This is a genomic window from Pseudoalteromonas sp. A601, from assembly GCF_002165575.1.
GTDB lineage: Bacteria > Pseudomonadota > Gammaproteobacteria > Enterobacterales > Alteromonadaceae > Pseudoalteromonas.
This window is the reverse complement of the sequence record NZ_MXQF01000039.1, coordinates 1-25,195: the sequence shown is the minus strand read 5'-3', so window position 1 is coordinate 25,195 and position 25,195 is coordinate 1. Positions and strand designations below refer to the sequence as shown.

The following is a 25,195-nucleotide window of genomic DNA, read 5'->3' as shown; positions in this document are numbered from 1 at the left end:
TGAGCGCCAGGTCTGCAGGGTATTTATAATTTAGGGCCGGAGCTGTCTCTGACTACAATAGAGGGCGTAAATGTGGTAATAATCTCTTTATCTTGGTTACGAGCACCTCGTGTTTTAGTAAATAGCAAACGGGCAGCATGTTGAGAGATAACATCATTTTCTTGGTGAGCTGTTGTTAGTTTTGGCCAAGTTTGACGGGAGAACGGCGAGTTCTCAAAGCCGGTAATTGATAATTGCTCGGGTATTTGTATTCCCATTAAACGCGAAGCAAACAGAGCGCCTGCAGCCATTTCATCGTTGCCGCCTAAAATAGCCGTGATTGCCAATTTATTATTATCGGCTAATAACGCTTTAGCACCTTCAACACCTGATTCAAACGAATATTTCCCGTCATATATGAAGTCACTGTTTGCTTGGCTATTATGATCTTCAAGTGCAGCTTTATATCCTTCTAAACGCTCACTGGTTGATTTATGCTCTTTATCACCACAAATAAAGCCAATGTTTTTATGGCCGAGTGTAAGTAAGTGAGAGGTTATTTCGTAGGCCGCTTTGTAATCATTTACATAAATACAAGTATCTTGATCTTCATCAGTCGGTCGACCTGATAGCACACGGACATAGTGTATATTTAATTCATCCAACATATTAGTAATGCTACTTTGCTCTGAAAGTGGAGGTGTGAGCACTAATCCGGCTAAGCGGGAGCGTTTGATCATGGTTTTGATATCTTGCTCCATGTTGTCATCGGCGTAATTACAAGGGTGTATAACCAGTTCATAGCCTTCATCTTTGCAGCGCGATAATACGCCATTTTGCATATCAATGACGTAGTATGCATTTGGGTTGTCATAAACAAGACCAACGGTAAATGATGATGTACCTGCTAAATTACGTGCAGCTAGGTTAGGCTGGTAGTTAAGCTCGTTAACTGCCTCCATTACCACATCATATGTTTTTTTGCGTACAGAAGGTTCTTTATTGATTACTCGCGAAACCGTTTTCATCGAAACCCCAGCGAGTTTCGCTACATCATTTATAGTTACTTTCATACAGTTACTTTTTAGGTTGTTGTTTTTGTGTTGCCATGAATTCATGAAGCTCAGTGTTTTAGCCTAAATGAGTAGGCGAGTCATTAATTCTTCATCAAGACCAGTTAGTGTATCTAATGTTGCGCTAAAATAGCAGTAAAATAATTGAGATAATTTTTATGATACCGGTGTCAAATGAGTAAATATGCGTTATTATCTCATCTATAAAATATAAAAGTAGAAGATTGACAGCGTTGTCATTTTAACTTATCGTTAACCTCGATTGTAGGTTGTTACGCTATTTTTTCTTCTGTATTTATAAAAGATAGTTATAAATCAGTTTGTTGCAAGTCAAAAGGGGATATTAAAAATGAGTTGTCGTTCACAGTTAGCTAGTTGGCAGGCATTACAACTAAGTGCACAGAAGATGAAAAAAGCTCATCTTAAAGATTTATTCGCCAACGATAGCACGCGGTTCGAGCAATTTTCTACCCAGATCCCCGGTGTCTTATTTGATTATTCAAAGCAATTAATTGATAGCTCAGTGATGGAAGAGTTACTAGCCTTAGCACAAGCATGTGATATAGCTGGATGGCGAGATAAAATGTTTAGCGGTGAAAAAATTAATATCACCGAAGACCGAGCTGTACTTCATACTGCATTGCGAAATCGCAAAAGTTCTTCACTGGTTGTTGATAGCGAAAACGTGAGTTGTGTGGTTAACGCCGAGCTTGATAAAATTAAAGTGTTTGTTGAGAAAGTGTGCTCAGGGCAATGGCTTGGTTACACAGGCAAAGCGGTTAAATCGGTTGTGAGTATCGGTGTAGGTGGCTCAAATTTAGGCCCGCAGATGGCAACTGAAGCGCTCAAAAGCTACGCTGACGATACACTAAGAGTTCACTATGTTTCCAATGCTGATGGCGTTCAAATTGCGTCAGTATTGAAAGAAATCGATCCAGAAACGACTTTATTCGTTATTTCATCAAAAACATTTACCACATCAGAGACCATGACTAACGCTAAAACAGCGGTTGAGTGGTTTTTAGAGTCAGCTCAAGACAGCCAAGCGATTGCTAAACATTTTGTTGCTGTCAGTACCAACTTAGAGAAAACAGCGGCCTTTGGTATTGCTGATGAAAACGTATTCACTATGTGGGATTGGGTTGGTGGTCGCTTTTCATTATGGAGTGCGATAGGATTACCAATCGCTCTTTATTTAGGCTTTGAAGCTTTTGAAGCTATCCTTGAAGGTGCGTTTGAAGTTGATGAACATTTCAAAACAGCCCCAAATGAGAAAAATGTACCATTATTAATGGCCTTGCTCAGTGTGTGGAATACCAGCTTTTTAGGGCATGATGCGCAAGCTATTTTACCTTATGACCAAGCTTTGCATATGTTGCCTGCATATTTACAACAAGGTGAGATGGAAAGTAATGGTAAACATGTGAATTTTGCGGGTGAAACTGTAAATTACACCACGGTTCCGATTATTTGGGGCATGACAGGTATTAATGGTCAACATGCGTTTTATCAGTGCCTACACCAAGGTAATGTTGTTGTACCAGCAGATTTTATTGCATCAGTTAAGCCTCAAATAAATGTCGGCAAACATCATGATATTTTATTGTCTAACTTCTTTGCACAAACAGAAGCGATGATGATGGGCGTTGATGCAGAGCAAGTTCGTACTGATTTAGCCGCAAAAGGAAAGTCTGATTCTGAGATTGAGCAGCTAGTAAATCATAAAATTCATAAAGGTAACCGTCCAACTACATCAATCTTATTAGATGTGGTAGATGCTAAAGCAGTGGGCCGATTAATCGCGCTTTATGAACACAAAATATTTTGCCAAGGCATAATTTTAGAAATATGCTCATTTGACCAATGGGGCGTAGAGTTAGGCAAAGGCTTAGCGTCTAAAATTGAAGCTGAACTACTTGATGATGATGTTAATCACCCTCACGATAGTTCAACTCAGGGTTTGATGAGTTACTACAAAGCGCGTCGCGCTTAAACAATTTTAGTAATATGCGTTATTTATGTGTATTACAAACCAAATACCTTTGAACGGGTAGCGCTGGAGTTCTTAGGGTCTGTATATTTGTGAGAGGATATGCAGAGCCCCTAAGACTCATTTAACCAGCCAAGAACAAGCGAATTCAACAGGCTTTTTCAATTGATGCTAAAAGCTGATATCACCTAAACAACAAGAATATATGCCTGTACTGCGGTTTACGTAGTTGACAACAGGGCATAGTAAATGTAGAGAGTAAATTATGCTAAATCCTTTTGATATTGTAATTTTTGGGGGCGGCGGTGACCTTGCACTACGCAAGTTACTTCCTGCAATGTATCGCGCATATCAAGAAGGCAACCTACCACAAGGTTCGCGCATTTTACCGACCGTTCGAGAAGAAAGTAAACGTGCAGAATATATTGAAACCGCGCATGAAGCGCTTAAGCAGTTTTTAGGCAAAGGCGAGTTTAATACAAAAGATTGGAAAGCGTTTGCTACCCACTTAGTACCAGTTGTAACGAATGTAACACAAGCTGATGATGATTGGGATAAACTAAAAAATATTTTAGAAGAAGATGCACAAGACAAGTCACGTGTATTTTACTTATCATTACCGCCAGCTGTATATGGCAGCTGTTGTGAGATTTTATCTACCAAAGGCTTGATCACATCAACTTCACGAGTGGTTGTAGAAAAACCAATTGGCTACTGCGGCCAATCAGCTGAAGAGATCAATGCTAAAATTGCTGAATACTTTAATGAAGAGCAAATTTTCCGAATTGACCATTACTTAGGCAAAGAAACCGTTCAAAACTTAATGGCATTGCGCTTTTCGAATTCACTATTTGAAAATATGTGGGATGCTAAATCAATTGATAATATCCAAATTAGTTTATCTGAAACGGTAGGTCTTGAAAGTCGTGCTGGTTTTTACGATAAAGCGGGTGCTTTGCGCGATATGGTGCAAAACCACTTATTACAACTTCTTTGCTTAGTAGCGATGGAGTCACCGAATAAGCTAAATGCAAATAGTATCCGCACAGAAAAGCTAAAAGTATTAGAGTCCCTTCGTCCTCTAGTCGATGCAGATGTAGATGACAATATTATTCGTGGTCAATATGTACCGGGTGATTTAGACGGGAAAATTGTCCCAGGTTACCTTGAAGAATTAAATGAAGGCGCAAGTAAAACAGAGACCTTTGTTGCTATTCGCGCGCATATTGATAACTGGCGTTGGGCAGGTGTTCCATTTTATCTGCGTACAGGTAAGCGTATGGCTAAACGTTGTGCTGAAATTGTGGTTGAATATAAAAAAGTATCACACAATGTGTATGGCGATAATGTGGGTAAGATTGAACCAAATCGCCTTGTGATCCGCTTACAACCAGAAGAAACCATTCAACTTACCTTGATGTCAAAACGCCTTGATAACCTTGAAATGCAGTTAGAGCCAGTTACAATGAACATTGAGCTGTCTCAGGCTTACAGTAATGGTTTCCACTCTGATGCTTATAAGCGTTTAATGCTCGACGCTGCTGCAAATAACCCTTCATTATTTATCCACCGTGATGAAGTGCGTCAAGCTTGGAAATGGATTGATCCAATTGTAGAGCGTTGGCAAGAAAAAGGAAAACCGGCATTGTATCGTGCTGGTAGTTGGGGCCCCGACGATGCCGATGAGTTACTTGCTGAAAACAACCATGTTTGGTTTAACACTGGCGATAAGGCGTAACCATGGCAACAATTATTGAAAAGTTTTTTGATTCTAAAGACGAATTAACCGCTGAGCTATCAACCAGCCTTGAGCAAAGACTGGTATCAGGAATTAATAATGATGGCCGAGCTGTTTTAATGGTCTCAGGTGGTTCGTCACCAGCACCTGCCTATAAGTACCTTTCTAATTTAGAATTAGATTGGAAAAATATTGATGTGGCAATGGTTGATGAGCGTTGGGTCGATTCAACTCATGACAAGAGCAATGAAGCATTTATAAAAAGCACTTTATTGCAAAACCATGGTGCTGCTGCAAATTTTATTACCATGAAAAATGCCGCTAAAACAGCAAAGCAGGGTAGTGAGGAGTGCGAAAAAGCATACCAACAACTCAAGCAAAGTTTTGACGTCACAATTTTAGGTATGGGCCCTGATGGCCACACCGCTTCGTTGTTCCCACATTCAGAAGGCCTAAAACTAGGTTTAACTACATCACAATTAGTGTGCGCGATTAATGCTATTGAAAGTGACGTGACGGGCAGTATTACTGAACGAATGACGTTAACTTTATCTGCTATCGCCCAATCTAAAGTGGTCAAGTTGTTGATAAGCGGCGAAGAGAAGTTGGCTGTTTATAAAACGGCTAAAGCGGGTGGAGATGTCAGCGATATGCCTCTTAGGGCTGTATTAAATCATCCAACTATCAATATAGAAGTTTACTGGGCACCGTAAACGTTTTTCTATAACATTTTATTGGACAACAATTTTATAAAAAGGTGCAGGCTTTATGCCTGTACTTTCTTGTATTACTATAGTAAAGACTACAGCTAAAAAACCAGTCACATCCTAACTCCAGCAGATCAAAAAACAATAGTAGAAGCAACTCACACCAGTGATCCTCATTTCAATGATACGACTTTGTTAAAATTTACTTTTTGTATCAAATATCTAAAGCATATATGCTTGTGATTAATTTAATAGGTGTGTTGCTAAACAATTAATAAATAAAACTATTTAGATGGAAGGTTGCTTCAACAGCTAGTGGCTAGCAGTTATTTTATAGAGAATAAATTACTCTATAAAATAACTATAGACATAGGTTGTATAGCTCTCTATAATACCAAAATGACAACGCTGTCATTAATAATGATTGCTATTACAGGATTCCCTATTCGCTATTTATTTGCCCTAAAATAGCGATTATTAAATTTAGTAAATCTCGTTTTGAGAAATCTTTTTACAATAGAGAAAGGCTCATACGAGCCTCTTTCTATACTCTAAGTGGAACGAAATTTTTACACTTAACAGAATCTAAAAATTCAATTTTACCTTAAATAGGCTCAATTCCTTTCTCATTTTTTAGCATATCATGATATATTCGCCTCGTTAAAATGTAACAAATCATAATTGAACTTTTTTAATCATCTTCTAAATCAATGCTTTGCGTTCTTTTTGGCTGTTTTATTGTATAAAACAGCTAAAAAGATGTAGCACAAATGTAATTTAGAGTGTATGGTTTGTTACTAGATGACAGCGTTGTCATCATCACTGGGCAGAAGTGATATATAAAACCAACAAAATGATTCAAGGGGAATCCTGTGTTAGCTAAAAATTTTAAAAAAAGCTTATTAGCAGTAAATATCGGTCTTGTAATGAGTGCCGGGTTCACTGGTGCTGTATTCGCAGCAGATGAAAATCAAGTTCAAGAAGACGTTGAAGTAATTGAAGTACGTGGTATTCGTCGTTCACTTGAAGCTTCAATGAATACTAAACGTTTTGCAAATTCTGTAGTTGATGCAGTAAGTGCGGAAGATATTGGGAAATTCCCAGATGGCGATGTAGGTGAAGCGCTAGGTCGTATATCAGGTGTTGCTGTAAATCGCCAGTTTGGTCAAGGCCAACAAGTTTCAATTCGTGGTGCATCAAGCCAGTTAACTCGTACACTATTAAATGGCCATACGGTCGCTTCAACAGGTTGGTATGATCAGCAGTCAATCGACCGTAGCTTTAACTACACTTTGCTTCCACCCGAGTTAGTAGGTGAAATAGAAGTTTATAAATCTTCACAAGCTGATATTGTTGAAGGCGGTGTTGGTGGTACTGTTATTGTTAACACTCGTAAGCCATTAGATATTGATGCTGGTACTACTTTTCTAAGTGCTAAAGCTGATTACGGTACTATCTCAGAAGAAACAGATCCGCAAATTTCAGGCTTATTTAGCTGGAAGAATGATGAAGAAACATTTGGTTTCTTAGGTTCGGTTTCATACGCCGAAACTAACTATCAACGAAATGGTATTGAGTCATTAATTGGTTGGGGCGATATTGTTCCATCTACTTTCCAACAAGAGCGTGAGCGTACTGCATTAAATGCAACTTTTCAGTATCGTCCTACAGATAATTTGGAATTTGGCCTTAATTTAATTAGTCTTGAATTAGATGCTAACAATGCAAATACTTCAAATTTCTTAATGTTCCCAGATGATAAAGATGCTGCGTGTGAGCAAACGAATGCCTCTGGTACATGTACTTTCTATCGTCGCCCTGGAACAGGTGCAAATGGCGGTTGGACTCAAACTTGGGCTCGTATAGCAAGTATGACGTCAGATACTGCAGACTTGGACTTCAAATACGACGGTGAAAACTTTACAGTTTCAGGCCGTGTTGGAACAACCGAGTCAGAAGGTGGTACTGATTTAACGGCTAACTACGGTAACTTCATTGGTGTTCCAGCTGACTACGCAGGCACATATGACGCTACAGGCGAAGTTATCAAAATTGATATTGCCAATAAACATTTTGAACCTTCTGATTTTGCAGGCGCTTTAGCACCAGCTGGTTGGTCACTGAAAAAGCAACCTAACTCAGATGAAGAAACTTATGCACAATTAGACTTTTCTTTTCCTGTAGATTTTGGTGCTATCACTGCAATTAAAACAGGTTTCCGCTGGACTGATCATGAAGTTAAGCAAGAAACTTTCTCAACCTCATTAATTGATACTTTACCTTCTGGCGATGGTGAAAAATACTTCTCAGGCACAATGTCTTCTGGTGCTGGCTTCACTTTACCTGAGCCAGATTTTGATGCCATGATAGCAGATGCTAAAGCATCAATTACGAGCTTTGATAGCAACTCTGAAGTTTACCGTTCTGGTTACGGTACAATACAAGAAGAGAATGTCGCACTTTATGCAATGGCCGAATTCTCTGCTGATGCGATTCGTGGTAATTTTGGTTTACGTTATATTTCAACAGATGCAGAATCTGATTATTACGGCTTTGCAAATGGTACTTATGAAAGTACGTTGAGCACTGATAAAGCAAGTTATAATGACATATTACCAAGTGTTAACATTGCTTTTGACTTAGCGGAAGATGTTATTTTACGTACTTCTGCATCACAAGTAATCGCTCGTCCTAATTACACGGATATGTTCTCAGCCTCATCATTTGCAGGTTATGCAGATGGTACAGCAGGAAATGAAGTATTAACTAAAGGTAATGTAGGTCTAAACCCATTCAAAGCGACTCAAGCGGATTTAGGTATTGAGTGGTATTTTGATGGTGACGGTATGGTTAGCGCGACGTACTTCTTTAAAGACATAACTTCGTTTGTAACTTCTAGCCAAATACTAGACCAACAAATTGGTGTGTTTGACCCTGATACTCAAGGTGACAACTGGACGCTTTCTACGAAGTTAAATACTGGTGGCGGTGAGATTGAAGGTATTGAGCTTCAAATTCAAGATGGCTTTGACAGTGGTTTTGGCTATTCAGCAAACTACACTTTTGTTGATGCGCCTTCAAATGCTGAAAACTACCCTGATTTAATTCCGGTATTTTCTGATTCATCTGAGCATACAGTTAACCTAGTTGGTTACTATGAAACAGACACTTACTCGGCTCGCTTAGCTTATAACTGGCGTTCAGAGTATATGATCCGTGAGTTACCAGGCTTTTATGGAAATCGTGAGCACCAATCATATGGTACTCTTGATTTTAGTGCTAATTATAGCGTAACTGATAATATTGATTTGACCTTTGAAGCAGTTAACTTAACTGAAGAAGATAGCGTGCAAATCGGTATTGCGCCGACAGATGCACAAGTCGTTCCAGAGCTTAAGAATGGCTACCCAGCATGGAGCTTTGAAGGTGAAGCTCGTTACAAGCTTGGCGTAACACTTCGTTTCTAATTATTAGCTACGAATAGATAAAAGCCCAGCTAAGCTGGGCTTTTTTATGCTTAATGAATAATTAACTAGGATGAATAATGATAAAAAATATTGCAATTGTTGGCGGGGGGACTGCAGGCTGGCTAACCGCGAATCATTTAGGGCAAGTACTCCTAGAACAAGGAGTTTCAATAACGTTAATTGAGTCTCCAAACATACCGACCATAGGTGTTGGCGAAGGTACTGTGCCGTCAATGCGGCAATCTTTGAAAAAATTTGGTATCAGAGAAAGTGACTTCATCAGGGAGTGCGATGTTACTTTCAAGCAATCGATTAAATTCGTTAATTGGCTGGATAAAAAAAAGCATGGTGAAAACTATTATCACCATTTATTTGATTCGCCTGTTTTGTTTGGGGATGAATTAACCGCTGGTTGGCTTGGTAGTGAGCAAAATGAAAGCTATGCTGATTATGTTTCTAAGCAAACTTTTTGCTGTGACAAAATGCTTGCACCAAAAACGATCACCACCCCTGAATATATCGGAATAAATGGCTATGCGTATCATTTTGATGCAAAAAAATTTGCACTCTTTTTATCAAAACATGCAATAAAGCACTTCGCTATTCAACATCTTTTGGCTGATATAAGCGATATTAAAGTTGATTGTGATGGTTATATTACACATCTTGAAACAGCAGATAATGAAAGTATAGCTTTTGACTTTGTGATTGATTGCTCAGGCTTTAGTGCAGCAATCATTGGCGATAAATTAGGAGTAGAGTTTTTAGATCGTTCTGACCTTTTACTTACTGATACTGCTTTAACGTTGCAAGTTCCAACTTGTTCTAGTGATGCTATCCCCCCTTATACAATTGCAACTGCCCATCAAGCAGGTTGGATTTGGGATATAGCCTTAACACAAAGGCGAGGTATTGGCCTAGTTTATTCGTCAAAACATATGAGTGATGAACAAGCCCATAAAAAATTACACCATTACTTAGGGAATCAATTTACAGATTTAGTGCCTAGAAAAATTCCTATGAAAGTAGGTCGTAGAAAACTATTTTGGCATAAAAATTGTGTGGCAATAGGCTTATCGCAAGGTTTTGTTGAGCCTTTAGAGGCAACAGCTATCTTACTTGCCGATTTTTCAGCCAGTTTACTTGCTAAGAGATTCCCTAGAACACATGCAGATATCTCTTTGTTAAACGATGCTTATAATAAAAAAGTTAGCTATGTTTGGGATCAAACCTTTGATTTTATAAAAATGCATTATTGTATTTCTGATCGCAAAGATTCAGCTTTTTGGCTTGAAAATAAAGCTCCTGATTCACAATCTGAAAAGTTACAAAATAACCTAGCACGATGGCAGCGCTTTAGCCCAATCAGAGAGGATTTTGATAGTAAATTTGATCTTTTTGACTTTGATAATTACCTCTATGTTTTAAATGGTATGAAGCTTGGTGATAACAAATTAAAGCAAACACCAGTGTTAATGAAAAAAGTATCTGAACAAAAAAAACGCCAGCAATATAGAGTGAAGCAGCTTTTATCTGAACTGCCAGATCACCGAGAGTTAATTAATAAAATTAAGGAGTTTGGTTTACAAAAGCAATAAAGCTTAATCGCTTGTATATTCAATAAAGACTTTTATTAGTGCATGTTTATCTTTTGAGCTTAAATTAGCTGTAGTGTACTTGTTTTGTAGATAAGTAGGTACTTATGTAGGTTCGTAATTCTGCAAAAGAGGAAGTAACTCAGCATAAATGTTAAACATGCGCTACCTTCAGTTACCTTGAATTGAATGAGTTTCAATCATCACAGCCAGCGCCTAGTCGATTCTGAAAAATGAAGAAATAGACAATCGACCTAAATTAATATCATCTATATAATTTATTTTATCTTTTAAATTCGCGCTGTGAAGTAAGTTACTTTTATATAAAACGACTCTGTTTAATTTTGCGCTCACATTGACAACTTTCTCAAAGAGACTGGTGTTATCAGATAAGTAGCTCTGATGTTGTATCGGGTTATTTTTAACTTGTGTAATCATTTGATGGGCTAGGTGTTCTTTATCTTTGGTTATTTTTATCAAATTAAAAGGAATGTAACGATAAATAGCTGTACCACCAAATTCACCGCCGACTAAATAATGAACCGCAGCAAATGTTTTATCATCAGTAGAATCTACATGTGGCATTTTTTGTAGTGTATTTAAGTCTTTGGGCTCTAATGTGACTAACGATAATTTTGCTTTATGAAGATAAACATTTTTATCGTCAGTATTTAAATGTTTTTTTTCAAGTAAGTTATTAATTAGCTTTATAAATACTTTAAAGTAAGGCTCAGGCATATCGTCTCGTTTTCCTGGATATAAAGTACCGTCACTACCAACAGGCTGCAAATAAGCGTATTGTTTTGCAAAGTGCATTATTGGTTCTAAATCTTTTATAAAGTCATCGACAATCAAGATATCTTCATTAATATCATTAATTTTAATACTAGTAACTTTATAATTTGGGTTTAGCTCTAGCTGTTTCATTAGGTAATTTTTCTTGAAGTTATAGACTTAATTGATTGTATCAAACTTGATTTTAAATGTGCTGTATTGCGTGTTATTTGAGCGAAAAATAGAACAGTTTTATAAAAAAAGATCTAACTGCTTTGTTACTACAAACTGCAACAAAATTTTCACTTCCTTTTTGCTGCCAAAACCTTTAGCCTTAGGGCACTAACAGCAAAAACATAAAATTAAATATATAAATGGAGCAGTAACATGGCGGAGCAACAAGTACAGCCTTTACACAACGAAAAACATGCCAACACTAAAATTCAAAATGGCATTAACGTAGAATTTTTAAAAACTCAGCATCTAGTGCCAGTTGTTGCACATGAGTTTGCCCGTGTAGCAAATGAATTTCCAATGTCTTTCGTTAAAAACAACGAAACGGGTCAATTTCAAGCAGTAGCAATGTTTGGCTTAGAGCCAGGCGAAAACCTTTTTGTACAAGATGGTAAATGGACAGCGGCATTTGCACCTATGGCAACAACTCGCTACCCACTTGGCCTTGTTAAGCACCCTCAAGAAGATCAATACGGTATCGTGATTGATGAAGCAAGCCCACTTGTTGGTGAGTCTGAAGGTAATGCGTTATTTGAAAACGGTGAAGAAACAGATTATTTAAAGCGCCGTAAAGAAGCTTTAGTATCATTTATCGAGTTTTCTCAAGTAACAGAAGCGTTCACTAAGTTCTTAGCAGATAAAGAACTACTAGTAGCACAAACGCTTACAGTAGATATCAAAGGTGAGAAAAAAGATATTAATGGTATCTACCTTATTGATGAGAAGAAGCTTAATGAGCTAAGCGATGAAGAGTTTTTAGATCTTCGTAAACGTGGTTATTTAGCGCCAATTTACTCATTCCTAACGTCTACTCACCAAGTAGCACGTTTAGCTCGTTTAAAAGCGCAACAAGCGTAATTAAGCAAGTTAAAATTTAAAAAGCGCCTTTTGGCGCTTTTTTTGTGCGTTTTATCTGCTAAAGCTTGAAATTAAAGATAAGTTTATTCACATTAGAATAATCAAAACTCAAGGCAAACCAGCATTATGAAAAAGTTACTTTTAACGGCATTGTTTAGTATATCGACTGTAATTATGAGCCCCTATGCACTTAGTGCTGAAACACCTTTTGCTATCGCTATTCATGGTGGTGCAGGGACAATAGAGAAAAGCCGGTTTACACCAGAGCAAGAGAAAGCTTATCGGGCTAAATTAAAAGAAGCTGTTGAAACCGGTTATAAGGTTCTTGAGGGCGGAGGCGAAAGTCTTGATGCCGTCACCGCGGCTATTAATGTTTTAGAAAACTCACCATATTTTAATGCGGGCCGTGGTGCTGTTTATACCTATGATGGCTCCCATGAGCTTGATGCGTCAATAATGGATGGGCGAGATCGTCAAGCAGGGGCGGTTGCAGGCGTTAAGCATATAGAAAACCCAATTAATCTAGCTCGTTTAGTAATGGAAGAATCAGTGCATGTGATGCTTAGTGGCCAAGGTGCTGAAGAGTTTGCAAAACAACAAGGTGTGCCGCTGGTTGAAAATAACTTGTTTGATACTGATAACCGTTATAAATCGTTGTTAAAAGCCAAAGAAAAATTAGATAAAGCAAATACAGCCGGTAAAGATTATCAAGCAGCACATAATGCTTTACCCAATAATTACAAAATGGGAACGGTTGGTGCTGTAGCACTTGATAAAAACGGCAATTTAGCAGCAGGTACTTCAACGGGAGGAATGACGGCAAAACGCTTTGGTCGCATTGGTGATGCACCTGTTATCGGCGCTGGTACATTTGCTGAGAATGAATCGTGTGCAGTGTCTGCAACAGGTCACGGTGAGTATTTTATTCGATACAATGTTGCCGCAGATATTTGCGCACGTGTTAAATATCAAAATAAAACGATAGTGCAAGCTGGTGACGAAGTTATTAATGGTGTACTCAAACCAATTGGTGGCACAGGCGGCGTTATTATTGTTGATAAGTCAGGAAATATAAGCCTGCCGTTTAATACATCAGGTATGTATAGGGCAAGTAAGTCGAATAACCAAGCAACTTATGTGGGTATATTTAAAGGTGAGTAATTAAAAAATAGCCTGGCTATTTTCGTTCTACTGCAAGCTTATTAGTATAATCACTTTTCACAATTTCTAATGCTTGCAGTACTTCTTCTGGACTTACATCGCTTTGTTCTAATACCATGATCAAATCAACTGCGAGCTTTACATAGGTTGGAGCTTGGTTTAAATCGTTATTCATTAATGACCTGTTTTTTGGCTATTTGACTTATGGCAACATCAATTGCAGTATTTACTTTTTCTTCCATATGCTCGCGTTCTTGTTGAGGTAAATAAAACGCCATATCAACATCAAAGCGTATATAACGAGGTGGCAGTTGGTTTAGTACAATACAGCAAAAATCGGCCATTACGTCATCGTTATATTGTTTGTCTAGTTGGCGTTTTATTATTTCTTCAATAACTATTTTTTCATAATAGTTATGTATATCATCATGTAATTGCACAAACTTACCTGCTGTTGAAATGTTCGCATGGTTTCAGTTTATACTAGGAATGAAAATAAATCGAGATTGAGTAGCTTGCTAGCGCAATTGTTGTTTTTCGACGGTTTGAATTTTCTCTTCTGTGGCTGAAATTGCTTTACGGCATCGACCTAATCGCCCGTGTATAGATAATATTTCTAAATTGAGTTCTTTTGCTTTTGCGGGACCTGCATTTTGCATCTGTAATTTACGTTCTTCAATCATAAGCACTAAACGGCGTTCAAACTCATGATTTTGTTTTAACTCGTCATAGAGCTCATGCACAGGCTGCATAATTTTTTTAACGGCTTGTTGGTAAACTTTTGGTTTGTTGCGAGGTTTAAAGGTGTTTTTATTTTCTTTCGCCCAAATCGGTGTGGACTTTATAACATTAAACACAGCTTGTACTTGGTTGCCAATGCGCTCTAGTGCGTAATTATAAGCATGACGGTGATCTGCAGGAGGAAGGTTGCTTACCTCTTCTTCAATCTCAGTGACATAGTCTGCTAAACTCATACTTTTAGTAGAAAATACCCGTCTTTCAAACAAGCTTGGTTGTGCTTGCATATAACGGTTCTTGGTGAGTAACTTGGCGTTATCGAACTGTATTGCTTGTTGTTTTAAGGCCGCCACTTGCTGGCAAAGTTTATCAAACGCTGCTGATTGCATATTACAAATACGCCTCATAAATTAGCTTAAGTGCTAAAATTATAACGACAGTATTAAACACAGGCCGAATAAATTTACTGCCAAAGCGAATGGCTGAATGAGCGCCCAGCCAAGCACCAAGCATTAAAAATAACCCCATAGTAATACCAAGTAAAAAATTGACATGGCCAAGGGCTACAAACGTGATAAGAGAAACAAAGTTAGAAACAAAGTTCATTGAACGGGCTAAACCGCAATTAAGCAGCAAACTCATTTTATAAAGTAAGCTATTTGATGCTGTCCAAAATGTCCCCGTCCCTGGACCTGCTAAACCATCAAAAAAACCTAAACTAAAACCCTGTAGCCATTGCTTAATTTTTGTAGCACGGTTCATTGGTGGCAACGCATCATCTTCTACAGTACTCAGATTGCCAAAAAGGCTATAGCAAGCGACGAGAATAATCACTATGGGTAAAAGTTTATTTAAAAACGCTATGCTTAAATAATCAACTATTAAGGTGCCTATAAGTGCGCCTAATGCTGTTGCAATTATAGAGGCTGCCCAAAATCGTGGATTAAATAATTGCTTACGAAAATAAGTAACACTGGCGGTGAGTGAGCCAAAACTAGCAGCAAGTTTATTGGTACCCAATGTTAAATGAGGCGGTAAGCCTGCAGTTAACAGCGCCGGTACAGTCAGCATTCCGCCGCCTCCGGCTATCGCGTCAATAAAGCCCGCAGCAAGTGCCACAGCACATAAGAGCGCCCATGTTGTTGGATCAAGTGCAAGTTCAAACATTAATAATCTATTTGTCTTTTAAAGGGTGGCAGTGTATCAAGCATAGCTTTACCGTATCGCTTGGTTACTAAACGACGATCAAGCACTGTAATACGGCCTTGATCATTCTCTTTGCGCAGCAGTCTACCACAGCTTTGTACTAATTTCTTCGCCGCATCAGGGACGGTAATAGATAAAAAAGGATTACCGCCTTTACTTTGCACAAACTCAGCTTGAGCTTCTTCAATTGGAGAGGTAGGTACAGCAAAAGGGATTTTCGTGATCACTAAATTTTCAAGGTATTTTCCGGGTAAATCAAGCCCTTCAGATAAACTTTGAGTGCCAAATAAAATACTACCTTTACCCGCATCTATGTTTTTTGTGTGCTGTTTTAACAGTGCTTCACGTGACATTTCACCCTGTACTAAAATATCGATGCTTTTAGTGCGTAATGCTTTTACAACATGATCCATTTGCCAATAAGAGGCGAATAGCACTAAGTTAGCTTTCTCTTTATTCAACTGCTCAGGAAGGATTTTAGCTAAATGATCGCTAAAATCTTTATGGGTTGGTTCAATTGCTGATTGTGGAATATGCAATGTTGCTTGATTTGGGTAGTCAAAAGGAGAAGGGACTTTTAAATACTTAACCCCTTCTTCTTTAGCAAGACCACTTTCATAGGCAAAGTGATCAAATGAACCTAGTGCAGTCAATGTAGCAGAGCATAAAACGGCGCCAGCACATTGTCGCCAAAGTTTGTCTTTTAAGTAATAACCTACTTCAATTGGGCAGTCACTTAGTAAGTGGTCATGATGATTTTTGTACTCTAACCGTTTTATCCAACGAGCATGAGGAATGCCTTCCCCTTTAGTTGCATAACTAAACCACAACTTATTTAATTGCTCTAAGCGATTTATATAGTGCCCACTTTCAGCCAAAATTGGATCTGCAATATAGGGTTTGATATCCCCATCACTGACATCTTGTACTATTGTGTCGTGCATTTTATTTAAGCAGCGCAGAGCATCTAAAGTGGCTTCGCTGATATCTTTTGCTTTATTGTGTAGTGATTCCGGTATTTCACCATGTTCAAAACGGTAGGTATCATCTTTAGAGTAGCTGAAATCGGCGTTGTCTAAGATATCTCGCACGACCTTTAAGTCTTTATTGGCGTCATTAACACTGTCACACAGTTTAAAATTTTGCCCAATCGCTTTTTGGCCTACTATGACTTTAGCCATTTTACCGCTAAATTTTACTAATTTATCAAGCCAGTCAATCGTGCCCTTTATTGTGGCTGCAGCCGATGAAAAATCACGGGTTATATGGGCAAGGTGATGTGCTTCATCTATGACATATATTGTATTGTCAGGCTCGGGTAAGATTTTACCACCGCCTAAATCTAAATCTGCTAGCAGTAATGAGTGATTAATAACTAATACATCCATTTGCATTAAACGTTGGCGAGCAAGTTGAAAAGGGCAGGTTTGGTGTGCTTTCATTTGTCGCTGACAAGCGTGTTTATCGCAAGCAATTAACCCCCAGACTCGGTCGGGAATTGTATCAGCCCAACTATCTCTGTCTCCTAGCCACTTTTTATTTGTATAGGCATCATAGAGTTGTTTCAAACACTTTGCTTCCATGGTACTCAATGGCGATGTAAGAGTGGGCATAAACTCCATTTGTGTTTGACTATCGCCGTTTACAGCATTATGAAGCTTATGCGCACATATATAGCGTTGGCGCCCTTTTACTAAATCAAACTTAAAATCGAGGCCTGAATGCGTTTTAAAAAAAGGCAGCTCTTTACTGATCAGTTGTTCTTGCAATGCAACGGTTGCTGTTGAAATAACAAGTTTCTTTTTTTGGGCAAGCGCTAAAGGCAATGCGCCTAAGCAATAGGCGAGGGACTTACCTGTACCAGTACCTGCTTCAATCACACAAATACGTTGTTTTTTATGGTATTCACCTGCAAGGGTTTTCGCAATTTCAGCGACCAAGTAGTTTTGGCTGCTGCGAGGGCGATAATCATTGAGGTTATCAGCCACATGCTTATGAATTTTTCGAATTGTGGCTTTTAAAGGATCAGAAAGCATGGGTGAATAACCTAAAGTATGTATATAATTACAGTGCTGTATATTAATTGGGATCGAACATTGACACAAGCTATCTATCAAGGCTTTATACTTTCTAGGCAACAATATGGGCCTAATAAATATAATGCTGAACAAGGGATCACCCTGTGTTATTGGCTTAGTAGTGATGTTGGGCCTATTAAAGTAATGATCCCTGATCAGCAAGCCGTGTTTTTTATTCGCTCTGCTGATGTACAAAAAGCGCAAACATTATTACAAGAACAACAAATTTTAGCGTATTTTAACAAGGTGGCATTGCGTCACTTCGACTCAGCTCAATGCACTGGCTGTTATTTTCTATCGACACAAGCATTATATCAAGCTCGTTCAGTGCTAGAGCAATTGGTAGATATCTATGAAGCTGATATACGCCATACTGATCGCTTTTTAATGGAGCGTTTTATTCGAGGCAGTGTCTATGTAACAGGGGACGTGACTCAGCAAGATGGCTACTTACAAATTGATAATGCGCAACTTAAAGCTGCAAATAATTATACTCCTTCATTTAAAACGCTCTCTTTAGATATTGAATGCAGTGGTGAAGGGGTATTGTTCTCAATTGGCCTAGTAGGTGATGAGATTGATTGTGTACTCATGATCGGAGAGCCTACAGATTGTGAGCAAAATATTCGCTGGTGTCATGATGAGCTCGATTTATTAAAACAATTTCAAACACTAATCAAACATGTTGACCCTGATATCATCATAGGCTGGAATGTTATTGAATTTGATTTTACTGTGCTGTTTAGAAGGGCTGAAGAATTAAATATTAAACTTCATATCGGCCGTGGGAATAGTCCGCTATATGTTAAACAAGGTAACTTTACTCGATTAACCATACCTGGGCGTTGTGTAGTCGATGGGATAGACACTTTAAAAAATGCCACCTACCATTTTGATAGCTTCTCCTTGGCCAACGTCAGTCATAAAGTACTAGGCGAAGAAAAATTAATTCAAAGCGATAATCGTTTAGCTGAAATTATCCGCCTATATAATGAAGACAAACTAGCGTTAGCGGCCTACAACCGGCAGGATTGTGTGCTGGTTAATCGTATTTTTGAAAAGTTAAATTTATTAGAGTTCGCAGTTGTACGAACGGAGTTAACTGGGCTTGAGTTGGAGCGAATGGGGGGCTCAGTTGCAGCATTTACCAATTTGTACTTACCTTTATTGCATCGAAGTGGTTATGTGGCACCTAATTTAGGAGAGCATGGCTTAACCTTTGAAAGCCCCGGCGGGTATGTTATGGAGTCCACTCCAGGGCTTTATAAAAATGTAATCGTACTGGATTTTAAGAGTCTCTATCCATCTATAATGCGAACTTTTTGTATTGACCCATTGGGTTTAATCAAAGGGTTAGATAATACAAACGATGCAATACCAGGCTTTCATGAGGCATTATTTTCTCGCAGTCAACACCACCTACCACAACTAATTAAAGAGTTATCTTCATCAAGGCAAGTAGCTAAAGAGACTAATCAGCCAATGCTATCTCAAGCCATAAAAATTATTATGAACAGTCTTTATGGTGTTTTAGGCTCTAAAGGGTGCCGTTTTTACGACCCTCGTTTATCAAGCTCTATTACGTTACGTGGCCACGAAATAATGCAAACGACACGCAAATGGATTGAAAAGCTCGGTTATACTGTTATGTATGGTGACACTGACTCTACATTTGTGAGTCTTGATGGAAAAATGTCAGCACAAGCATGTAAAGCAATAGGTCATCAACTAGCATTAACAATTAATGCCAAATGGAATCAAAACATAAAAGAACGTTTTAACTTACAAAGTTACTTGGAAATTGAGTTTGAAACTCATTACAGTCCTTTTTTTATGCCAACCATACGCGGCAAAGCCACAGGTTCTAAAAAGCGCTATGTGGGTCAAGTTTATAATGATGGCGATACAAAGCTGGTATTCAAAGGCATGGAAACCGTACGCAGTGATTGGACTGAACTTGCACAACAATTTCAAGTAGAGTTATTTGAAACTCTTTTTAACGAAAATTTTAAAACAGACATGTTAAGACCCATCATTGAAAGCTATATAGAACGTTTACATTCGGGAGAGTTTGATAACAAATTGGTTTACCGTAAACGACTAGGGCAACATTTAGCTGATTATCAAAAAAATATTCCTCCACATGTGCAAGCTGTAAAACTATACCAATCTCAAAACCCCGATTTTGAAGTTCATAAAGGTCAAACCATTGAGTATGTATATACCCATAATGGTGCGCGGTTGCACCAATCTGGCGATAAACTAGATTATACCGTTTATGTTGAAAAACAAATAAAGCCTATCGCACAGATGATATTAGCTAGTCTTAATCAAGCAGTGAGTGATTTTAATTCAAAACAGCAACCTCTTTTTTAGAATAAAGAAATTAAAATCTCTCTTTATGTTAACTATTTCTGATTGATTATGTATCAGTTATGTATCAAACCATCAAATTTCAGGGCTTGTACCGTCAATTTTACGCTTTTTTTGTTTTTTTATTTAAATTTAAGTAAACAAAGGTTGGCAACATTGGTTTTTTTTGTTTAATATCCTGTATCGATAACAAGATATTTGTTACTCGTTAAATGAAGTTAAATAAAAATAACCACAAAATAGTGGTCCAGGGAGAATCAAATGTTAAATAATAAAGTTTCAAAAGCGGTTCGCTTAGCGATTGCTTTTGGTGCAGCATCAACAGCTGCATTTTCAGCAAGTTCAAATGCTGCTGAAGAGGGTGTTGAAAAAGTAGAGCGTATCGAAGTTACAGGCTCACGCATTAAACGTACTGACTTAGAAGGCGCTTCACCTGTTAATATTATTACAGCTGAAGATATGCAGGTTGAAGGTAATTTTACAGTTGCTGATGCTCTTCGTGGTAGTAGCTTCAACTCTTTTGGTTCATTCTCTGAGCGTTCAGGTAGTTCTGCACAGTCTCAAGCAACAATCAACCTTCGCGGTGCGGGTTCAAACCGTACTCTGGTTCTTTTGGATGGTAAACGTATGCCTGGCTCACCAACGCTAGGCGGCCAATCTGCGAACTTGAATTCAATTCCAATGGCAGCAGTTGAAAGAATTGAGATCCTAACGGATGGTGCTTCATCTACATATGGTTCTGATGCAATGGCTGGTGTTGTTAACATCATCATGAAAAAGAATTTTGAAGGTCTACAGTTTCAAGGTGAAGTTGGTCAGCGCGAGGCTGATGAAGGCACAACTAACTCAGGGTTTTCAGTTGTAGCAGGTTACTCTACAGACAAAGGTAATGTGACTTTTTCTTTTGATCACCAAAAGCGTGAAGGTATCGCAGATGGTGACAGGGACTATACAAAATCTAGAGTTGTTGACCGTGATGGTGACGGTATTATCCAAGCCTATGAAGAAACAATTGGTTGGTCTATTTATGGCGCTACTGTTGCATCACCAGATTTCTCAGAAGCAAAAGCCTCTCCTATTTGCGATGATTTAACCGCAACCTATGGTGAAGACACTTTCCGTGAATTCGCGGCTGATAATGATTGGGGTAGCGAAGGCTCTACATACTGTATGTATGCACACGCAAATGTGTCATATAATAAAGCATCAATAGATCGTAATACAGTCTATCTAGATGCAAGTTATGAACTTAGCGATGCAGTTGAATGGTATGGCCGAGCTATGGTTGTGCAAAATAGCTCATTTGGACGCTATGCTCCTCCAGCAGCTCCATGGAGTAATTTAGCAGCTGATAACCCAGCGAACCCTTACGATGAAGCCACTACAGGTTACTGGCGTTGGGTTGATATTGGTGTACGTGATGGTAATGTTGATGATTACAGTCAAGATTATATTTTTGGTTTACGTGGTGACTTAGATTGGAATAATGCATTTTGGGATGTTTATTACCACACAAATGTTGCTGATAACAAATCGGTTGGTACATACTATTTAAGCTACGGTGGTTTAGCATATAATCAGCAAAACGATATTCCTCTTGACAGCGAAGAGGGTGTAGCCAACATGAAAGCTACAACACTACAAAACTCTTCATCTACATTTAATCAAGTTAATGCTGGCATTGGTTTTGATATGTTTGAATTACCAGGTGGCGAAGTAGCTCACTACTTTGGCGCAGAGTTTTTAGAACAGGAATATGCAGATATCTATGACGGGCAATCAGAAGCTGGCCGTATCGGTGGTTCTGCTGGTAACTCAGCTCGAGGCAGCCGTGATATTACAGCATTCTTCTACGAGGCAGCATTGCCGGTAATCGATTCTGTAGAAGTGAACTTAGCTGTTCGTTACGATGACTATTCAGATTTTGGTGATAATGTAGCACCAAAAGCGTCTGTTCGCTGGCAGGCAACTGACTCTGTTGTATTTCGAGCTTCTTATTCAGAGGCATTCCGTGCTCCTGGTTTAGATGAGTTGAATGCAGCAACAACTTTCAGTGCTGAAAGTGCAATTGATTATGCTCAAGGTGATACTAACTCAAAACAATTTGATACATACTATAAATCAAATACCGAACTAGGTCCTGAGACTTCAGAGTACACGAACTTAGGTGTTGCTTGGGACGCTACAGACAACATTGGTTTTAAACTTGATTACTTCAACCTAGAAATTGAGGATGTAATTCAAACTAAAACAGTTCAACGTTTATTATCTGACGAGTCAGCCGGTTTAATTACAGCATTAGCACCTGGTGAAGATACTTCGAATGAGACGTTTTATCTAGTTCGTGCAGAAACTGGTCGTTTATTAGAGGCAGGTACTGGTTTCTTTAACGGTAATGGTTTCGAAATTGAGGGTATGGATTTAACTTTATACGGAAGCTTGGATACAAGTGTTGGTACTTTCCGCTATAATTCAATCAACACGTTCACACTTTCGTATGATACTGAGGTAGGTGGAAGAGTTTATGATACTGCTGGCTGGAGTGGTCAACCTGATTACAAATCTAATACAACTCTAACTTGGTCACTAGATGAACACAGTTTTGCTTGGAATCTTAGCTACACAGCATCTACTTCTGAAAATGAAGCGCCTAATGCTGATACAGGTATCATTGAGCAAGACGGTAAGCTTGATAGTTGGTTAATCCATAATATTACTTATTCGTATGATGCTGGTGATTATGGCTCAATCCGTTTATCGGTTAACAACTTAACAGACGAAGATCCTGTACTTACTTCAGATGGTGCATATGATAATGCTGATTTGTATAATAACTATGGTAGAGATTACCGTGTGAATTATACAATTAAATTCTAAAAAATTTTTATAAATGTGAAAGGCTGAATTTATTTCAGCCTTTTTTTTGGGTTGTATATGAGTGAACATTGGACGAATTATTGGAAGCAAGGTTTCTTAACATCTTTTGGAGGGGGGATCAAAGGTAACTATCAGGGAAAGTTAAAAAGGTTATGGTTAGATCATTCAAAAAAAATAAGTCCAGGAAGTCATGTTCTAGATATAGGGACTGGTAATGGTGCTTTACTTGACTTATTACAAAGCAATCACACTTTAGACCTTGTTGGAATTGATAGAGCTGAAATAAACAATGAAATAAGTGACTCTATCAATGGTGTTTTTCATTCAAAAGTTAGTGCCGAGAGTATGCCTTTTGAAGATGATCAGTTTGATGTTGTAATAGCTCAATTTGCTCTGGAGTATACTGATTTAGACTTCAGTTTGAGTGAGGTTTTTAGGGTGTTGAAAAAAAATGGGTTATTTATATTTGTTTGTCACAACCCTGAATCAATTATCGTAAAACCAAATGAGCAAATATTAAATGAGGCCAAATTAATTCTTAAAAATATGCAGAGCTATATTTATGAACTTTCGTCAGCAATGATAATTAATGATGAAAAATCTATCTCTTTAAAATACTCAATGATTAAAGATTATATAGAAAATAGAAAAAGAACGCATATAGATGCTATTATAGGCACTAACTTGCCTCTATTTTTAGATTTTTTATATAGTAATAGAAATAAAAACATTGACTTTGTGGAAGCGGCTAGGCAGTTTGAAAATGAATTACAATTACTAGTCTTAAGGTTGGATGAATTAGTTGATGCTTCTAAAAAATCAATAACATTAATTAATCAACTAAAGCTACTAAACAAAGATATAGAGGTCAGAGAGGTATATGAAAATGGAGAGTTGATTGCTAGTTATGTTAAAGCAATAAAATAAGTGATTGAATGACTGTTATAAATGTTATATTTTAAATTTAACAGTTATTTTATAAATAATAAAAAAGGAGGTTTATAGTGATGAAAATTTTTATATCAGTCGTGTTTCTTTTGTTACTACCACTTGCAACTAATGCTTATAATATAAATAAATGCAGTTCAGAGGAATGTGTAGAAAACTTTAAGGATATTAAAAAGTATGCTAGGAAAGATATACCACAAGCTACAGAGACACTAGCAACGTTTTATTATAAAGGATATGGGGTTGAGCAGAGCTTTAAAAGAGCTCGTAAGTACTATTTAAAAAGTGCTAAATATGGTAATCCAAGTGCTCAGTTTAAGCTTTCACTTATGTTGTTAGAGGGCAAAGGCGGCGATAAAGAAATCAGCCAAGGAATTAATTGGATGGAGTGGGCTGCTAGAAATAATATTTTAGCTGCGCATTATTTTTTAGGTTTATATTACATAGAAGGGAAGTATGTAGATAAGGATATTGAGTTGGGGAAACAATTCTTAAAATATGCAGCCACTAAAGATTATAGAAAAGCGCAGTATATTTTGGGTAAACTTTATGAATCAGATGTGTTTGGTAAACCTAACTCTGAGATAGCTATTGAATATTATAAAGTGTCTGCATATTATTATGAGCCATCAAACAAGCGATTGATTGCTATGGGTATTAACTTGCCTCAAACCAGTGAAAAAGGTGAAATTGAAAGGATTGAAGTTGAGTCTGACAGCCTTGATGATTACCTAGATAACTTATTAAGTGCACTTCGGTATATGCCGGCACCAGGTAAACCAACAGGGTCTAATCTTGTTGGTATGGGTTGTCGTTCGCAGGATTCTAATTGTGGCTTTATTGTAGACCCTGAAGAAATTGAACGCTTTATGAGGGATATGCAACTTCAGTTTTTTGATCCTATCCTAACAAAGCATATGAAGCCTCTAGACTCATTTTAAAATTTGAAAGCCAAGTAATCCTGTTATTTATACATCAGGCCCTTGCTTCTTTTAATTGCTATCTTTTTATACGAAACTACTTAAAAACAACTTTTTGTAGTTTCGCTTTAAATGCTATAGCGCTAATTACTAATGTTCAAGTTTGTTTAATCTTCTTCGGGTTTAATTCCTCACCGCTTGCGGCGTAATCTTGTAGGGTATTTGCATGAGCGAATATATTCATAAGCGGCACAATGTGATAGTGATCTGAACCATCATTAGTGGACACTTCGTTAAGCGACATTTATTTGTTCAAATTTCTCGGGGCTTAAATAGCCTAACGCACCTAAGGGATCCCCAAAAATAATTATTAAATTTCAATTACATCGCTCACATCCATATTTTTCCAATTGAGTTTCACTACCACCTGTACGAAATAGGCTAGCCCTTCTAAATAATCTCGTCGTCGCAGTTTAAAG

Annotated in this window: 19 protein-coding genes; 11 read left to right on the top strand and 8 right to left on the bottom strand. The window is 37.9% G+C overall.

Features of this window, described 5'->3' with window-relative positions; genetic code table 11:
• Nucleotides 1-23 precede the first annotated feature (23 nt).
• A complete protein-coding gene (locus tag B5G52_RS19430; protein ID WP_087534287.1) occupies nt 24-1,052 on the bottom strand; it encodes a LacI family DNA-binding transcriptional regulator in 1,029 nt (342 codons plus the stop codon).
• A 349-nt stretch (nt 1,053-1,401) separates the two neighbouring features.
• Here B5G52_RS19430 and pgi point away from each other — a divergent pair, with 349 nt between their 5' ends.
• From pgi to B5G52_RS19405, 5 genes are all read left to right on the top strand, one after another.
• Nucleotides 1,402-3,045 carry a glucose-6-phosphate isomerase gene (gene pgi / locus B5G52_RS19425; protein ID WP_087534286.1) on the top strand — a complete coding sequence of 548 codons (1,644 nt, stop codon included), beginning with the start codon at nt 1,402-1,404 and terminating at the stop codon, nt 3,043-3,045.
• Between the two features lie 262 nt (nt 3,046-3,307).
• Nucleotides 3,308-4,780, top strand: coding sequence for a glucose-6-phosphate dehydrogenase (gene zwf, locus B5G52_RS19420; RefSeq protein WP_087534285.1), 1,473 nt, complete (start codon nt 3,308-3,310; stop codon nt 4,778-4,780).
• 2 nt (nt 4,781-4,782) lie between these two features.
• Nucleotides 4,783-5,493: a 6-phosphogluconolactonase gene (gene pgl, locus B5G52_RS19415; protein ID WP_087534284.1), complete on the top strand. Its 711-nt coding sequence runs from the start codon at nt 4,783-4,785 to the stop codon at nt 5,491-5,493.
• Between the two features lie 866 nt (nt 5,494-6,359).
• Nucleotides 6,360-8,954, top strand: a complete 2,595-nt coding sequence (locus B5G52_RS19410) for a TonB-dependent receptor (RefSeq protein ID WP_087534283.1) — start codon at nt 6,360-6,362, stop codon at nt 8,952-8,954.
• 77 nt (nt 8,955-9,031) lie between these two features.
• A complete protein-coding gene (locus B5G52_RS19405) occupies nt 9,032-10,552 on the top strand; it encodes a tryptophan halogenase family protein (RefSeq protein WP_369679939.1) in 1,521 nt (506 codons plus the stop codon).
• A 213-nt stretch (nt 10,553-10,765) separates the two neighbouring features.
• On the opposite strand, the gene B5G52_RS19400 is transcribed toward B5G52_RS19405, so the two are convergent.
• Nucleotides 10,766-11,476 carry a DUF6445 family protein gene (locus B5G52_RS19400; RefSeq protein ID WP_087534281.1) on the bottom strand — a complete coding sequence of 237 codons (711 nt, stop codon included), beginning with the start codon at nt 11,474-11,476 and terminating at the stop codon, nt 10,766-10,768.
• 234 nt (nt 11,477-11,710) lie between these two features.
• On the opposite strand from B5G52_RS19400, the gene B5G52_RS19395 reads away from it, so the two are divergent.
• Nucleotides 11,711-12,415: a SapC family protein gene (locus tag B5G52_RS19395; protein WP_087534280.1), complete on the top strand. Its 705-nt coding sequence runs from the start codon at nt 11,711-11,713 to the stop codon at nt 12,413-12,415.
• 126 nt (nt 12,416-12,541) lie between these two features.
• Complete coding sequence (locus B5G52_RS19390) at nt 12,542-13,576, top strand: isoaspartyl peptidase/L-asparaginase family protein (protein ID WP_087534279.1); 1,035 nt, start codon at nt 12,542-12,544, stop codon at nt 13,574-13,576.
• Between the two features lie 16 nt (nt 13,577-13,592).
• Here the strand turns inward: B5G52_RS19390 and B5G52_RS19385 are convergent, their stop codons facing one another.
• The 5 genes from B5G52_RS19385 to dinG form a co-directional block, all read right to left on the bottom strand.
• Nucleotides 13,593-13,751 carry a DUF2496 domain-containing protein gene (locus tag B5G52_RS19385; RefSeq protein WP_087534278.1) on the bottom strand — a complete coding sequence of 53 codons (159 nt, stop codon included), beginning with the start codon at nt 13,749-13,751 and terminating at the stop codon, nt 13,593-13,595.
• The gene (locus B5G52_RS19380) at nt 13,744-14,016 is read right to left on the bottom strand and encodes a late competence development ComFB family protein (protein WP_087534277.1); all 273 of its coding nucleotides are present in this window, start codon (nt 14,014-14,016) and stop codon (nt 13,744-13,746) included. The genes B5G52_RS19385 and B5G52_RS19380 overlap by 8 nt, the downstream gene beginning before the upstream one ends.
• Nucleotides 14,017-14,094: 78 nt before the next feature.
• Entirely contained in the window at nt 14,095-14,703 is a 609-nt protein-coding gene (locus B5G52_RS19375) for a primosomal replication protein (protein WP_087534276.1), read from the bottom strand.
• Nucleotide 14,704: 1 nt separating this feature from the next.
• Complete coding sequence (locus B5G52_RS19370; RefSeq protein ID WP_087534275.1) at nt 14,705-15,481, bottom strand: TSUP family transporter; 777 nt, start codon at nt 15,479-15,481, stop codon at nt 14,705-14,707.
• Nucleotides 15,481-17,556 (bottom strand): ATP-dependent DNA helicase DinG, encoded by a 2,076-nt coding sequence (gene dinG, locus B5G52_RS19365; protein WP_087534274.1) that lies wholly within the window; start codon nt 17,554-17,556, stop codon nt 15,481-15,483. Before dinG ends, B5G52_RS19370 begins: the two co-directional genes overlap by 1 nt.
• A gap of 60 nt (nt 17,557-17,616) precedes the next feature.
• Here dinG and B5G52_RS19360 point away from each other — a divergent pair, with 60 nt between their 5' ends.
• The 4 genes from B5G52_RS19360 to B5G52_RS19345 all read left to right on the top strand — a co-directional run bounded on the left by B5G52_RS19360 (nt 17,617) and on the right by B5G52_RS19345 (nt 24,737).
• Nucleotides 17,617-19,974, top strand: coding sequence for a DNA polymerase II (locus B5G52_RS19360; protein ID WP_087534301.1), 2,358 nt, complete (start codon nt 17,617-17,619; stop codon nt 19,972-19,974).
• A 258-nt stretch (nt 19,975-20,232) separates the two neighbouring features.
• On the top strand, nt 20,233-22,848 hold the full coding sequence (locus tag B5G52_RS19355; RefSeq protein WP_087534273.1) for a TonB-dependent receptor: 2,616 nt from the start codon (nt 20,233-20,235) through the stop codon (nt 22,846-22,848).
• 57 nt (nt 22,849-22,905) lie between these two features.
• The gene (locus tag B5G52_RS19350; RefSeq protein WP_087534272.1) at nt 22,906-23,775 is read left to right on the top strand and encodes a class I SAM-dependent methyltransferase; all 870 of its coding nucleotides are present in this window, start codon (nt 22,906-22,908) and stop codon (nt 23,773-23,775) included.
• 80 nt (nt 23,776-23,855) lie between these two features.
• A complete protein-coding gene (locus B5G52_RS19345; RefSeq protein ID WP_087534271.1) occupies nt 23,856-24,737 on the top strand; it encodes a tetratricopeptide repeat protein in 882 nt (293 codons plus the stop codon).
• Between the two features lie 136 nt (nt 24,738-24,873).
• Here B5G52_RS19345 and B5G52_RS22110 read toward each other — a convergent pair whose 3' ends face one another.
• Nucleotides 24,874-25,020, bottom strand: coding sequence for a hypothetical protein (locus B5G52_RS22110; RefSeq protein ID WP_176372591.1), 147 nt, complete (start codon nt 25,018-25,020; stop codon nt 24,874-24,876).
• Between the last annotated feature and the right edge of the window lie 175 nt (nt 25,021-25,195).